The sequence below is a fragment of the Collinsella aerofaciens genome (assembly GCF_040915425.1).
In the GTDB taxonomy this organism is placed as follows: Bacteria; Actinomycetota; Coriobacteriia; order Coriobacteriales; family Coriobacteriaceae; genus Collinsella; species Collinsella aerofaciens_BW.
Genome location: NZ_JBCPDN010000061.1, coordinates 1 through 14,548, shown reverse-complemented (window position 1 = coordinate 14,548; position 14,548 = coordinate 1). Strand labels below are relative to the sequence as shown.

Here is a 14,548-nt window from a genome sequence, read left to right as displayed (position 1 = left end):
AACGTCGTCGCGGTCGAGCGCGGTGTAGCGGCGCTGGTTGCGGCCGATGGTGAGCGTGGAGCCCGGCTGCACAAAGCGATGGATGGACACCGCGGCCTCGTGACCGGCGGCGATAGCGTCGATGGCAAAGCTGGGGCCAGTGTAGACGTCGCCACCCACAAAGATGTCGGGTTCGGCGGTCTGGTAAGTCTGGGGATCGGCAAGGGCACCCTGGCCGCGGCCGAGCTCCACCTTGGAGCCAGCCAGCAGATTGCCCCACACAATGGACTGGCCAATCGACATGACGACACGGTCGGCATCGACACGGCGCAGATCGTTCTCGTCGTACTCGGGCGCAAACCGGCCCTCGTTGTCAAAGACACGCGTGCAGCGCTTGAAGGTGATACCGCACACACGACCGGCCTCGTCCAGGTGAACCTCCTTGGGACCCCAGCCGCAGCTGATGTGAGCGCCGTCCTCAACGGCCTCGCGACGCTCCTCCTCGCTGGCGGGCATCTGCGCCTCGCTCTCCAGGCAGAACATCTCAACATGCTCGGAGCCCAGACGGCAGGCGTTGCGCGCGACATCGATAGCCACGTTGCCGCCACCCACTACGATGGTGCGGCCGGGCAGCGCGTCGATCTTGCCGCTGTTGACCTCGCGCAAAAAGTCGACGGCCACGGTCACGTCCTCGGCATCCTCGCCCGGAATACCGGCAAGGCGGCCGCCCTGGCAGCCAATAGCCACGTAGAAGGCCTTAAAGCCCTGCTCGCGCAGCTCGTCGAGCGTCACGTCGCGACCGACCTCCACGCCATAGCGGAACTCGGCACCCATCAGACGAATGATCTCGACCTCGGCCTCGATGACGTCCTTCTGCAGCTTAAAGCTGGGAATACCGTAGGTGAGCATGCCGCCCGGGCGCTCGTTCTTCTCGAACACGACAGGCTTGTAGCCCTTCTCGGCCAGATAGAAAGCACAGGACAGACCGGCCGGGCCGGCACCGATAATGGCGATCTTCTGGTCGAAGCCGCCGGCACGCGTCGGGGTCACCACAGGTGGGACATAGCGGGTCGCGGCGTCCAGATCGCGCTGGGCGATAAACTTCTTGACCTCGTCGATAGCCACGGCGGCGTCCACACGGCCGCGGGTGCAGGCATCCTCGCAGCGGCGGTTGCACACACGGCCGCAGATAGCGGGCAGCGGGTTCTCGCGCTTAATGAGTGCTAGGGCCTCGTCATAGCGACCCTGAGCCGCGAGCTTCAAATAGCCCTGAACGGCAACGTGCGCGGGGCAGGCCGTCTTGCAGGGAGCGGTGCCGGTCTCATGCGTCTCGATGCGGTTGTCGTTGCGGTAGTTGGGCGACCACTTGGTGTGGTCCCACTTGGTGGCGTCGGGCAGCTCCTGGCGCGGATACTCGGGCACCTGTCCGCCGGCCTTTTTGCTGCAGAGCTTCTGGCCGAGCTTGGCGGCGCCGGCCGGGCACACCTCAACGCAGCGACCGCAGGCCACGCACTTGTCCTTCTCGACCTTGGCGACATAGGCCGAGCGCGACAGGTTGGGCGTGTTGAACAGCTGAGAGGTGCGCAGGGCGTAGCACACGTTGACGTTGCAGTTGCAGATAGCGAAGATCTTGTTCTCGCCGTCGATATTGGTGATCTGGTGCACAAAGCCGTTGTCCTCGGCCTGGCGCAGGATGTCGTAGACCTCGTCGCGCGTCACGTAATGGCCGCGGTCGGTCTCAACCACATAGTCGGCCATATCGCCCACGGCAATGCACCAGTCGGCGGGGTCGTCGGCGCAGCCCTCACCCATCACGCGACGGCTCGCGCGGCAGCTGCAGGTGCTGGCGGCATATTTGCCATCGTATTTGTCGAGCCAGTGCTCGATATGCTCGATCGGCACCGAGGTGCTCGCGGCGTCGATGGCCTTCTCGACCGGAATGACGTGCATGCCGATGCCGGCGCCACCGGGCGGCACCATCGGCGTAGCCTTGGACAGCGGCCCCTTGGACGCCTGCTCAAAGAACTTGGCATAGACCGGGTGCTCGTCGAGCTGGCTCACGCGCATGTTGAGGAACTCGGCGGAACCCGGCACCAGCATGGGCAGCACCCACTGCTTGGCGCGCTCGGGATTCTCCCAGTTGTACTCGAGCAGGCCCGTGTAGCTCATATCGTCGAGCATCTTCTCGATATCGGCTTCGGTCATGCCGGTGAGCTTGACCATCTCGGGCAGCGTATAGGGACGGCGCATCTTCATCTTGCAGAGCACTTCGGCTTGCTCGTCAGTCGCGGCCTCGGCAAACGACCAGTACTCGTAGCCCAGCAGCTCATCGCGATGCAGCAGACGGTTGGTGCAGTGCTCGCACAGCTTGACGATGGCCTCGCGCGGATGCTCCGGCAGCGGCGGCACGAACTCCGAACCGATGTCGGGCTCGGTGTAGCTAATCCCCGGTCCGTTGAGAATCATGGTTGTCCCTTCTCTTGCCGCAGCCCGACGAGGCCGCAGCGCCCCTCTTTTTTTGCAGGCCGGGCATGCCCCCATGCCGTTCACCCGCCATTGTTGACATTGTGTCAAAAATAGTATTGACGAACCGTCAACAATATTCAAGACTGTTAGGCGAACGGTCAGGCAAAAGAGGATGAAAGGCGGCAAAACATGGGCAACAACGCAGCAGGTACCTCTGTGGTCGATGCCGTCCCTGCATCCGCTAGCGCGGCAAAGCGCCTGACGGGCGACGAACGCCGTCGCGAGATCCTCGATGCCGTGCGCACCGTAAGCTCCGAGTTGGGCGTGTCCCACCTATCGGTATCGGCCGTGACCAAACGAGCCGGCTGCACGCGTTCATTGTTCTACCACTACTTTGCCGACATGGACGCCGCCGTCACCGCTGTTATGGACGAGGCGATCGACGGTTTTATCTCCGAGCTCGAGCAGTGGAACGCCGGCCGCACCGTCGGTGATATCGAGGGCGCGCTCGACACCGTCGCCCCGCTCTTTAAGCGTCTGGTCGCCAGCGGCCACGAACTGCCGCACACTCTGACCTCCAACAGCGGCGCACTCTACGGCGGCTTTCTGCACAACGTGGTTCAGCGCGTGGCTCAGTACATCTGCGACACCACCGTGGTGGACTTTGTCGCCCATCACGAGCTGCGCATCGACCATGTCTACGAAACGTTCTATACCCTCATCATGGGGTTGTTGATGTATATCCGCACGCACCCCGATGTGCCCGACGAGACGGTCAAGGAAATCATCGCCTCGACACTCCACATCGAGGGCTATACCGCCAAGTATCCGGAGCGCATGCCCCAGAACTGACGACATTTGGCCAAACTGCCCGCGATCAGAAGAGGGGCCGCGGGCGTGTGAAAGGAGAGCAGCATGCTGTTCGATGTTTGGGGTAGCGATACCCTTATCCACTGGGCCGGCTGGGCCATGGTCTTTATTGGCCTGATCGTGCTCAACGAGGTCGGCCGCCGCACCAAGCTGGGCGCGGCAATCATCTTTGGCGTGGCTCCGCTGGCCATGACCATCTACTGCGTCGCTATCGCCGTGGGCGTTTCGCAGGGTGCCGAGTGGGCGCTCACCAACCCCACCCATGTGTACCAGAACAGCTGGTTCCACTACGCCAAGGTATACGCTGCGCTGGCCGGTTGCTGGGGCTTCATCGCCATTAAGTATCAGTGGGGCAAGATCGGCAAGGCGCATTGGTTCCGCGCGTGGCCGTTTGTGATCGTCGCCATCAACATCTTGATCGCCGTCGTGTCCGACTTCGAGAGCGCCTATCACTTCTTTGTCCTGGGCCAGTCCACTTGGGTCACCTCCGAAGGTGCTACGCAGCTGGCCGGCTGGAACAACGTGTTCAACGGCATCGCCGGTCTCATCAACATCTTCTGCATGACCGGTTGGTGGAGCGTCTACGCCTCCGAGGACAAGACCGATATGCTGTGGCCCGACATGACCTGGGTCTACATCATCGCCTACGATATCTGGAACTTCTGCTACACCTACAACTGCCTGCCCACCCACTCCTGGTTCTGCGGCTTTGCGCTGCTGCTGGCGCCCACCGTCGCCGCCTTTATCTGGAACAAGGGCGGCTGGATCCAGAACCGCGCCTTTACGCTGGCCATTTGGTGCATGTTTGCCCAGGTGTTCCCGTTCTTCCAGGAGGAGTCCATCTTTGTGACCCACTCCACGCTCGACCCCGGCGCCGCTACCGCGATCTCGATCGCCGCACTGATCGCCAACGTCGCCGCGATCATCTACATCGCCTACCGCGCCAAGAAGCTCGGCCGCAATCCCTACAAGCAGGATGTCTTTGAGGGCACCAGCGATTGGGAGAAGGCTACCGCTCGCCGCGCCAAGGTTGATTACGCGCACGCCGAGTAACGCGCCTGACGCAAACATCGCTTGAGTACGAAGCCGCATAGCCGGCTCCGCGCAACTCAACGCATTGCAGAGCCCCCGGAATGTGATCCGTTCGCGTTCCGGGGGCTTTTTGCTGCCGCAAGGATGCGGTTGAACGATGCGCTCGGGTTAAATCGGATCTTATATTTCGCATGCGCTTTATATGGCTCCATTTTTGGGTACAGTGTTGTCCCGATATTGAGCTTGGGGGATATATGAAAGATGAGACGATGGGCCAAGAGGATGCGGCCCAAGATGCAGAAGCGTGTGCCGAGGCCCTGGAGAGTCTAGACCAGATCGCGCTGGCCGAGATTGCGTTTGACGATTCGAGCGTTGATGTGCGGGATGAGCCGGAAATCGAGGCGCAGCCCGATGATCAGGATGCAAAAGACGATGGCGCCGCGCCCACCGAAGACGAGACGGGGCACGAGGAATCCGAATGCGAGGCCGACGACCAGCCCGAATCCGACACGAGCGAGGAAACCATCTTGCTCGGCAGCTTGCCGGCCGAAGATTCGCTGACCCGCGAGCTTCCCGGCCTGGGCTCCGCTCCTGCCGTGGACGAGACCATCGCCATGGGCGATATTCCCCTACCGTCCGTTCCTTCGGCACGCGAAGCCGAGGTTCGCCATCGCAAGATGTCGCCCAAGCGCCGCAACCTGATGGTTGCCGGCGTTGTGGCCGTCGCGCTCGTCGCCGGCGGTGCAGGCTATGCTGCCTGGAACGGATATCAGCAAGAGCAGGCTGCCGCTGTCGCCGCCAATGCCCACACGATGATGTCAGTGCAGATTGGCGTGCACGCCGCGGGCCTTGACTGTTCCACCGGCTCCAAGATTCCCGTACAGGTGAGCGGTCAGGACGCTGATGGCTCCTCCGTGAGCGAAACGCTCTATGTTGACGAGCACGGTCGCGGCATTAAGCTACTGCCCGGCGATTACACGCTCTCCATCGCCGCCTCCCCCATCGCGGCCGACGGCACCATCTACACCGTCCCGACCACCAAGGCGCAAGTCACCATTAAGAGCGATGGACAGGATTTGAGTGCCCAGGCCACCTTTAAGCTCAAGGTGCCTTCGGCCGACACGGTGACTGACGACCAGATCGATGCCGCCGCCAAGTATGCCGAGGAAGGCGGCGCGAGCTCCGCCGCCGCGGCAAAGATACTCCAGCAGGCGGCAATTACACGCCGCGATGCCGCCGCCAACGCCGTAAGCGCGCAAAAGGCACAGGCGGCCCATGATGCCGACGCCCGTCACAAGGCAACCGACCTCTACCAGCTCGATATCCCCGTCGAGTGGTACGGCAAGGTCGAGACTTGGCAAAATGGCAGCACGCTATGCATCTATCTTGCCGGCGACAGCGATACGCCGATTGTGACGCTCGTCGCGGTGTGCGAGGGCGAGAGCTTTACGCCCGATGAAGGCGATACGGTTTTGGGTGCGGCCAATCTAGGCAACGGTTATACCGTCTACGCCAGCGGCCCCGTCTATCCGTACGTGGTGCCCCAGACCATCAACGGACGGACGCAGAACCCCGTGTCAACCTACCCCATGGACACGGCCATTGAGCTTGTCGAGCTTACGACCGGCAACCGCTACACCTATAGCCAGATCAAGAACGTACTGGTCGGCAAAGACGGCAAAGCCGACGCCGCGACCAAACTCGAGACCGACTACCTCGCCCAGATTCTGATGCCGAGCATCAAGGCCCAGGATTAGCCGGGCGCATCATGGTGCTCCCCAACCGTGATGAAGGGGCCAGGAGGTCCTGGCCCCACAGATCCGTAGATGGTTAGGCAAGGAGCCACTTCCATGCGGGAACAACGTGTACCACACCGTGCTCGCATGGAATATCGGCCTGCTCATCCATGGTAACGATTGCCGACTCGCCAAGATCGAACTGGGCCATCGAGGCATCAAGCGCGGCAATTTCGCGCTCGCGCGTTTTCTCACTTGCCATATCCACACTCACCTGAATCAGGCTATAAGCCCGCATGAGAAGTGCGTCCCCAGCCACAAAGTCCACCTCATGGCTTTTGCTCTTCTCTTTGATCAGCAGGCGGCAGACCGATCCGATCCTCACCGCGGGAGTCCTTCTTCTTAGCGCGTTGAACACTGCGGTCTCGAGCCTCTGGCCCTGGTCCAATGCCGATGCCGGAGAGAATGCTCCAAACATCGCAGGATCGACAGCGTAGACCTTAGACGCAGACCGCATGTTATTTGCCAGTGAACGCGTGAACTCCGGCACGGAGAACAGCAGGTAGGCGTCCTCATAATACTCAAGTAAGTCGCTGAGCGAATTACGACTGACGGGTATCTGCCTGCTCTTGAACTCGTTGTACACTTTGTTCACCGACAGCTCTCGTCCCGAAGATGCCATACACCGCGTTAGGAACAGCGATGCCAAGCGAGGGTTCTTGACGTCGTAACGCTCAACGACGTCCATAGCGACCGTTCGCGAAGCATATTCCTGTAGCAGCTGAATCGCGTCTGTGGGCGTCTGCTCAAGCGTCGCGATGAATCCCCCTCGTTCAAGATATCCGATCAGATGATGTCGAAGCAGCGCTGCATCTCTTGGGGAAAAGGTCGCATCTGGCTCGAAAACGTTCCCCGTCTTATATCGAACGTATTCCGAAAAACTCAACGGAAAAAGCTCCCGTATAAGAGAACGACCCCTGAACTCGCTCTTAAGCTCTGAGGACAGCATCTTGGAAGAAGATCCCGTCACATAGACGGTCGCTTTCTCCGTATCGACTACACGCCGCAGAAACGCACCCCATTCGGGAATTTCCTGGATCTCGTCAAAGAAAATGTAAGCGCCCTCGGTTCGAGCAGCAGGATACAGCGCATAGAACGTGTCGAGCACGTCCGCCAGCAGCGATGGCTCATACGGGCGCAAGCGCTCATCCTCAAAATTGAAGTAAAGCATCCGGTCAAGCTCGACGCCCCGGCTCTGAAGCCGCCGCATCTCCTGATACAGGCGATACGTCTTTCCACAACGGCGGGCCCCCACAATCACATTTACGATGTTGTCGCGCTTTGGCTCCTGTGGGTTTCCTAGATCCAGGTCTCGCTCAAAGACCTGCGGAACCCCCTGCTGTTCAAAGTCCTTTATTTTCTGGGCGATCAAGTCGTTGAATGCCATGATTCTCCAATCTTGCTCTCTAGCTAATCAAAATTATACTGATTCTTGATTAGATAGAGAGCAAGATTGTGTGTGGCTTGATTAACACTTAAGCAAGTTTTATCACCGTTATTGCTCCGAAGGATATCGAGTGGCTAAGAGGACAACCGAGCTCGAATGCGACTCCCCGAGCAGTCAATTTGGGACGGGGCTTTTTTGACTACCCTCCCCCTGTAGAAAAATCCCTAACGCAGTTGCGGTGAAATAGGGACTGTTTTTGCTGGTCAAACCGCAAAACAGTCCCTATTTCACCGCAACTTTTTGGTGGCCTTTTTGGTGGCACTCAACGCCAGGGGTCGGCTTCGAACATTGGCTCGCGCTCGGGGCGGCGATCGCTGTAGGGATCGTAGCCGTCGTCGTCCTCGTTCTCGGCACGGATGTAGGGGTCGCGCGGCTTGGGTGCCGGCTTAGGCACAGGCTTGGGTGCGGCGGGTGCGGCATCGGTCGCCGGCGCACTTGTCTTGATCTCGTCTTTCATCTGCATAGCTCCTTGCATCGCATCCGTTCAACATTATCGATTGTCGCACGAAAAAGGGCGGCGGACCCAATTGGATCCGCCGCCCTTGGCGTTTAGAGACGGCTGGCAGATTTTAAGGCATGTCCCATAAATCTACTCTGCGTCGGGGACCTCGTAGGTGGCCGCCGGCGTGTTGTCGCACACGACGGTAAAGCCACCGTCCTTGTCGACATCGACCGTCACCTGATCGCCCTCGCGCACCGTGCCGTCGATGATAGCGGCGGCGATGGCATCCACGACCTCGCGCTGAACCAGACGCTTGAGCGGACGGGCGCCAAAGACCGGGTCCAGGCCGCCCACGGCGAGCATCTGCTTGGCCGCCGGGGTGATGGCAAGCGTCATGCGCTCCTTGGCCAGACGCGCGCGGACGTCGGCGAGCTGGATGTCGACGATCTTCTCGATCTGCGCCATACCGAGCGGATGGAACACCACGATATCGTCGATACGGTTGAGGAACTCGGGGCGGAAGGTCTGAGCCATGGCCGCGTCGACCTGATGGCGCATCTCCTCCTCGTCCTTGCCGGAAAGCTCGGCGATAGCCTTGGAGCCCACGTTAGACGTCATGATGATGATCGTGTTCTTGAAGGACACCTGACGACCCTGGCCATCGGTCAGACGGCCGTCGTCGAGCACCTGCAACAGCACGTTGAAGACATCAGGATGAGCCTTCTCCATCTCGTCGAGCAAGATTACGGAGTACGGGCGACGGCGCACGGCCTCGGTGAGCTGGCCGCCCTCGTCGTAGCCCACGTATCCCGGGGGCGCACCGATCAGACGCTGGACGCTGAACTTCTCCATGTATTCGGACATGTCGATACGCACGAGCGCGCGCTCGTCATCGAACAGGCACTCGGCCAGCGCCTTGGCGAGCTCGGTCTTGCCTACACCGGTGGGGCCCAGGAAGAAGAAGCTGCCGATGGGCTTGTCCGGATCGGAGAGACCCGCACGGCTGCGGCGCACGGCCGCGGCAACGGCGGAGACGGCCTCGTCCTGACCGATGACGCGCTTATGCAGCTCGCCCTCCAGGCCCTTCAACTTGTCGAGCTCGCCCTGCATCATCTTGGACACGGGCACGCCGGTCCAGGCGCTCACGACCTCGGCGATCTCGTCGGAGGTCACCTGCTCGTTGAGGCCCCCGCCGTCCTGCTGCTTTTGTGCCTCGAGCGCGGCCTCGGAATCCTGAATCTGCTGATGCAGGCCCGGAATCACGGAGTAGCGCAGCTCGGACGCACGACCCAAATCGCCGTTGCGCGTCGCGCGCTCCTCCTCGCTCTTGGCCTCGTCAAGCTGGCTCTTAAGCTCCTGCACGTGGTCAATGGCGTTCTTCTGGTTGAGCCAGCCGGCCTTTTGCACGTTGAGTTTTTCCTGGACCTCGGCAATCTCCTGGCGCAGGGCCTCCAGACGCTCCTTGGAGGCGTCATCGGTCTCTTTCATGAGCGCCTGTTCCTCGATCTGCAGCTGAGTGAGCTGACGCGTGGTGGCGTCGATCTCGACCGGCATGCTGTCGAGTTCCATGCGCAGGCGGCTTGCCGCCTCATCGACCAAATCGATGGCCTTGTCGGGCAGGAAGCGGTCGGCGATGTAGCGATCGGAGAGGTCGGCAGCTGCCACGAGCGCGCTATCGGTGATATGCACACCGTGGAAGATCTCGTACTTCTCCTTCAGACCACGCAGGATCGAAATGGTGTCCTCGACGGTAGGCTCGGAGACCATCACGGTCTGGAAACGACGGGCGAGCGCCGCGTCCTTCTCGATGTACTTGCGGTATTCGTCGAGCGTGGTCGCGCCAATCGCGTGCAGGTCGCCACGGGCAAGCGCCGGCTTGAGGATGTTGCCGGCGTCCATGGAGCCCTCGGTGGCACCCGCGCCCACGATGGTGTGGAGCTCATCGATGAACAGGATGACCTTGCCCTCGGACTTTTGCACTTCCTTGAGCACGGCCTTCAAGCGGTCCTCGAACTCGCCGCGGTACTTGGCGCCGGCGACCAGCGCGCTCATGTCGAGCTCGATAAGGTCGCGGTCGCGCAGGGTGCTCGGCACGTCGCCGGCCACGATACGCTGGGCGATGCCCTCGACGATGGCCGTCTTGCCGACGCCCGGCTCACCGATGAGCACGGGGTTGTTCTTGGTGCGACGGGACAGGACCTGGATGGTGCGGCGAATCTCATCGGTACGACCGATGACCGGGTCGAGCTTGCCGGCGCGGGCCAGGTCGCAGATGTTGCGACCGTACTGCTCCAGTGCCTCAAACTGAGTCTTGTCCTCGGCAGACGTCACGCGGTCATCGCCACGCAGCTCCTCGTAGACCTGCTCGATGCGCTCCTTGGTGACGCCGGCGTCGCGCAGCACGCGGCCCGCCTCGCCCTTGTCCTCGGCAAGCGCCATCAGCAGATGCTCAGTCACCACAAAGCTGTCGCCCATCTTGGTGGCCTTCTTCTCGGCCTTTTCGATGACGCGGACGAGCTCGTTGGACAGGCCCATCTGCTGGCCCTCGCCCGAAACCTTAGGCGCGTGGTCAATGGCATCTTGTGTGGAGCGTGCGAGCTGGGCCGGGTCGGCACCGATGCGCTCGATAATCACGGAGATATTGCGCTCGCCGGCACCGAGCAGGGCAGACAGCAGATGAATCGGCTCCACCGCGCCGGCCTGCGCATCGGCAGCCGTGCTCATGGCGGTCTGCAGCGCCTCGCGCGACGTCATTGCTAGCTTATCGATTCTCATGGAATCACCTCTCTTGGGGCGGCCGCCCTACGGGGCGGCTTCACGTTGTTCGAGAAGTATTGTTGCCAGCTTTGTACGATCTTATACACAAATCTAAGTCTCTATATATAAGATTTTATGAGTGCTCTCATGACATGCAAACCACCACAAAGGGGACAGGCACCTTTGTGGTGGTCCAGAGAAGAATCAGCCCCGATTAAAAGAGGCGACATCAAGCCCAGTCTACGTTTGGCGATCCCAAGATCCAACGAGAGCACAGCGACAAAATCGAGAGCCACCGATAGCCCGTTCGCGCAGATATAGATGGCGATTCAAGACAAGGGTGCCGGCTTAAACGGCTTGGTTATCGTACGCCACAATACTCTCGTCATCGTCCCTGTCGTTTTTATAGTGCTTATAGTAAAAATAGCGGGTTTAGTGAGAATAGTATTGCGCAAAACTCGTGAACTCAATTTTGACCCCTCGCCCAGAATGAGGGGAGGCAAATATTCCTATTAGAGGTCAAATCGAAGCCCAATAGGGCCTTTTCGCCCCGTCATTTCGACCGATCGCTTTCTTTTGAATATTGTCGTAAGCTGGTATCACTTATCTTAATGAATGCATACTGTTTGCGAGGTACCCGCCGTGAAACGCTCCACCTATATCGGCCTGCTCGTCTTAGCGTTTGCGATTACCGCAGTCGGCGTAGGAATTATCTATCTCGCATTTCTCCCTGCCTCGGCAACGCAGGCGGCGGTTGAAACCGTAAGCTACCCCATCGAAATCCTCACCGATATCGTCAAACCCGATTCGATCACCGTCGATTTCGACGGTACGCCCGCAGCGCTTGGGGTCAGTAACTATCCCCGAATCGAACTTGGAGCCACGCGCTATACCCAAGATGAGCAGCTTATCGGCAAGGCAACCAGTTTACTCAAAGGCAAGACGTTTAAGCGGTGGTACGGCGCCGCAACATATCGAGCCAAGAACGGCCAAATGGTTGGCGGGTATCATTCGACCCTTGAGCTCGATGCGGCAAACGGGAGCAAATTGTGCAACGTCTCATACGACCCCGGCTGCGTGGACAATGAAGGACCGGGGGTCTATATCTCGGATGGCGACGTAATCTACGTCATGGAGGGCGACCAGACGGCAGTCGTCGATTTTATGGATCGGTGTACCGAGGATGCCTACGAACAAACTTGCGAGCCCGATCCACAGACAGCGCGCGACAGTGGCTCAGCACGCACTTGGCTATTTGACGATGAAATAACCTGGGCCCCATCGAAATAAGGACCCGCCAGGCAGGCACCTTTGTGGTGGTTTCGGTTCCGATGTTCCACTGTCTCGATCTGTAACATCTAGCGGCCCTTTTCGATCCTAGATGTTACAGATTGAGATGAAATGATCGGCGGCGATCGTTTGTCTCAATCTGTAACAGCCGCTCGTCAAATAGGGGCCCAGATGTTACAGGTCGAGACAAACGGAACCACCGCAAAGGCGCCTACCCCTTCGTGGTGGTTTTCGACAAAAAGAAGCCGCCCCAATAAAAGGAGGCGGCATCAAACAAGTCTATTTATTAGCGTCCCTCAAGACCCAACGAGAACGTCGCAGTAGCCCCGGCCACACCTTTCCCTCGGGCGACCCTCGCGAAGCGCGTGAGCACGAGGGAAAGGTGTGGCCGGGGCGTACAGCAGAGTTACTCGGCAGCGGCCTTGAACTTGTTGTAGTTGATCAGGCAGCCGGCCTTGACGATGGCACGCTCCTCTGCCGTCATATCGGCAATGTAGAGCTCAATCTGCTCGACCGCACCATCGGCGCGAACCACGTAAGCGGCGATGTCCTTCAGGTCGCCGTCGAGCGCGGCGCGGATACCCGGCACAAAGACGTAGTCGCCCACCTCAAAGCTGGGCTCGGCCTCCATCTGGAAGGGCACCATGCCCCAGTTCATCACGTTGGAGCGATAGCGCTTGGTGGCGTACTCGTGGACGATGTTGGCCAGGCCGCCAATTACGCGCTGGCAGCTCGCGGCCTGCTCGCGGGCAGAACCGTCACCGGGCTTCTTGGCATAGAGCATGGAGCCGTACTCAGTCGCCTTGGCATCGGCCGCGACACCCGCGCCGGTCAGCGCCTCAAACACGCTGGCAAGCTCGGCATCGAGTGCCGCCAGGTCGCCCGCTGCCTCGCCGGCAACGCGGCGCTTTTCCACCGCGTCGACCTCCTTGGAGCGGCCCACGTAGGCAGGGTCGCGACGGCTGAGCGTAAACTCGGCCAGACCCAGCGGGTTGGAGCGGAAGGAGCTCGTCTCGCCCGAGGGAATGAGCTCGTCGGTCGTAGTGACCGGGTCCATGATCTTGGAGCACACCTTGAGCAGGATGTCGTCGCCGAGAGGCTCCATCGCGGGCCACGGCTTGATGTTGGGGCCCTCGACCAGCTCGTCGTCCGGCTCAGCCTTGCCAAAGCCCCAGTACACGCGCTTCTTGTACGGCGCGTCGTCAAAGGTGTACTCGCAGGCCTCGTCCCAAGTCTCCTCGGGCAGGTCGGTCGCCGGCGTCAGGACGCCGCCGTTGGCAGCCGTCGCCGCAATGGAGCGGGCGTCCATCAGGGCCACGGCGCTCAGCTGACCGTTGCCCGGCTTGGAACCCTCGCGATTGGGGAAGTTGCGCGTGGTGTGGCGGATCGAAAGGCCGTTGTTGGCAGGCGTGTCGCCGGCGCCGAAGCACGGGCCGCAGAATGCCGTGCGCACAATCGCGCCGGCCTCCATAAGGTCGTAGATGTAGCCGCGGCGTGTAAGCTCGAGTGCCACGGGCTGGCTCGTGGGATAGACCGACAGCGAGAACTCGCCGCAGCCGGTGTTAGCGCCCTTGAGCACGCGAGCAGCCTGGACCACGGAGTCGTAGTTGCCGCCCGAGCAGCCGGCGATAACGCCCTGCTGCACGTGCAGCTTGCCGTCGACGATCTTGTCGAGCAGGCTAAAGTGCGTCTTGCCCTCGCCGATCTTGGCGGCCTCGAGCTCCACCTCATGCAGAATGTCCTCGAGGTTCTCGTTGAGCTCGTCGATCTCAAAGCCGTTAGAAGGATGGAACGGCAACGCGATCATGGGCTTGATACTCGACAGATCGACTTCGACGCAGCCGTCGTAGTAGGCAACATCGGCGGGCTTGAGCTCGCGGTAGTCCTCGCCGCGACCGTGCATGGTCAAAAACGCGTGCGTGTCCTCGTCGGTGGCCCAGATGCTCGACAGGCAGGTGGTCTCGGTGGTCATGACGTCGACGCCGTTGCGGTAGTCGGTCGTCATGCTCGCGATACCGGGGCCCACGAACTCCATAACCTTGTTCTTAACGTAACCCTTGGCAAAGACGGCACGGATGATGGCGAGCGCCACGTCGTGCGGGCCAACGCCGGGGCGCGGAGCGCCCGTGAGGTAGATGGCAACGACGCCGGGACAGGCGACATCGTAGGTGTCGCGCAGCAGCTGCTTTGCCAGCTCGCCACCGCCCTCGCCCACGGCCATGGTGCCCAGAGCGCCGTAGCGGGTGTGCGAGTCGGAGCCCAGGATCATCTTGCCACAGCCGGCGAAATTCTCACGCATAAAGGAGTGGATGACGGCGATGTGCGGCGGGACGAAGATGCCGCCGTACTTCTTGGCAGCCGAGAGACCAAAGACGTGGTCGTCCTCGTTGATGGTGCCGCCCACGGCGCACAGCGAGTTGTGGCAGTTGGTGAGCACGTAGGGCAGCGGGAACTGCTCCATGCCCGAGG

At 60.7% G+C, this 14,548-nt stretch carries 9 protein-coding genes; 4 read left to right on the top strand and 5 right to left on the bottom strand.

All coding sequences use genetic code 11. The annotated features are described in order from the left end of the window. Positions 1-2,445, bottom strand: a 2,445-nt coding sequence (locus tag AB5164_RS08320) for an FAD-dependent oxidoreductase (RefSeq protein WP_368147968.1), incomplete at its 3' end; no start/stop codon positions are given. Between the two features lie 189 nt (positions 2,446-2,634). On the opposite strand from AB5164_RS08320, the gene AB5164_RS08315 reads away from it, so the two are divergent. The 3 genes from AB5164_RS08315 (at position 2,635) to AB5164_RS08305 (ending at position 6,104) form a co-directional block, all read left to right on the top strand. Next, positions 2,635-3,297, top strand: a complete 663-nt coding sequence (locus AB5164_RS08315) for a TetR/AcrR family transcriptional regulator (RefSeq protein WP_368142842.1) — start codon at positions 2,635-2,637, stop codon at positions 3,295-3,297. 63 nt (positions 3,298-3,360) lie between these two features. Beyond that, positions 3,361-4,368: a DUF5692 family protein gene (locus tag AB5164_RS08310; RefSeq protein WP_368142844.1), complete on the top strand. Its 1,008-nt coding sequence runs from the start codon at positions 3,361-3,363 to the stop codon at positions 4,366-4,368. A gap of 233 nt (positions 4,369-4,601) precedes the next feature. Then, entirely contained in the window at positions 4,602-6,104 is a 1,503-nt protein-coding gene (locus tag AB5164_RS08305; RefSeq protein ID WP_368142845.1) for a hypothetical protein, read from the top strand. A gap of 73 nt (positions 6,105-6,177) precedes the next feature. Here the strand turns inward: AB5164_RS08305 and AB5164_RS08300 are convergent, their stop codons facing one another. The 3 genes from AB5164_RS08300 to clpB all read right to left on the bottom strand — a co-directional run bounded on the left by AB5164_RS08300 (position 6,178) and on the right by clpB (position 10,807). Continuing rightward, positions 6,178-7,530 (bottom strand): ATP-binding protein, encoded by a 1,353-nt coding sequence (locus tag AB5164_RS08300; protein ID WP_368142846.1) that lies wholly within the window; start codon positions 7,528-7,530, stop codon positions 6,178-6,180. A 322-nt stretch (positions 7,531-7,852) separates the two neighbouring features. Then, entirely contained in the window at positions 7,853-8,047 is a 195-nt protein-coding gene (locus AB5164_RS08295) for a hypothetical protein (protein WP_226812464.1), read from the bottom strand. A gap of 132 nt (positions 8,048-8,179) precedes the next feature. After that, entirely contained in the window at positions 8,180-10,807 is a 2,628-nt protein-coding gene (gene clpB / locus AB5164_RS08290) for an ATP-dependent chaperone ClpB (protein WP_368142847.1), read from the bottom strand. Positions 10,808-11,431: 624 nt separating this feature from the next. Here clpB and AB5164_RS08285 point away from each other — a divergent pair. Then, positions 11,432-12,079: a hypothetical protein gene (locus AB5164_RS08285; RefSeq protein WP_138340855.1), complete on the top strand. Its 648-nt coding sequence runs from the start codon at positions 11,432-11,434 to the stop codon at positions 12,077-12,079. Between the two features lie 406 nt (positions 12,080-12,485). On the opposite strand, the gene AB5164_RS08280 is transcribed toward AB5164_RS08285, so the two are convergent. Further along, the coding region (locus tag AB5164_RS08280; RefSeq protein ID WP_368147966.1) for a hydratase at positions 12,486-14,548 on the bottom strand (2,063 nt) is incomplete at its 5' end.

Coding starts and splice junctions, on each gene's coding strand:
- AB5164_RS08315 (WP_368142842.1), top strand. CDS start 2,635: ATGGGCAACAACGCAGCAGGTACCTCTGTGGTCGATGCCGTCCCTGCA.
- AB5164_RS08310 (WP_368142844.1), top strand. CDS start 3,361: ATGCTGTTCGATGTTTGGGGTAGCGATACCCTTATCCACTGGGCCGGC.
- AB5164_RS08305 (WP_368142845.1), top strand. CDS start 4,602: ATGAAAGATGAGACGATGGGCCAAGAGGATGCGGCCCAAGATGCAGAA.
- AB5164_RS08300 (WP_368142846.1), bottom strand. CDS start 7,530: ATGGCATTCAACGACTTGATCGCCCAGAAAATAAAGGACTTTGAACAG.
- AB5164_RS08295 (WP_226812464.1), bottom strand. CDS start 8,047: ATGAAAGACGAGATCAAGACAAGTGCGCCGGCGACCGATGCCGCACCC.
- clpB (WP_368142847.1), bottom strand. CDS start 10,807: ATGAGAATCGATAAGCTAGCAATGACGTCGCGCGAGGCGCTGCAGACC.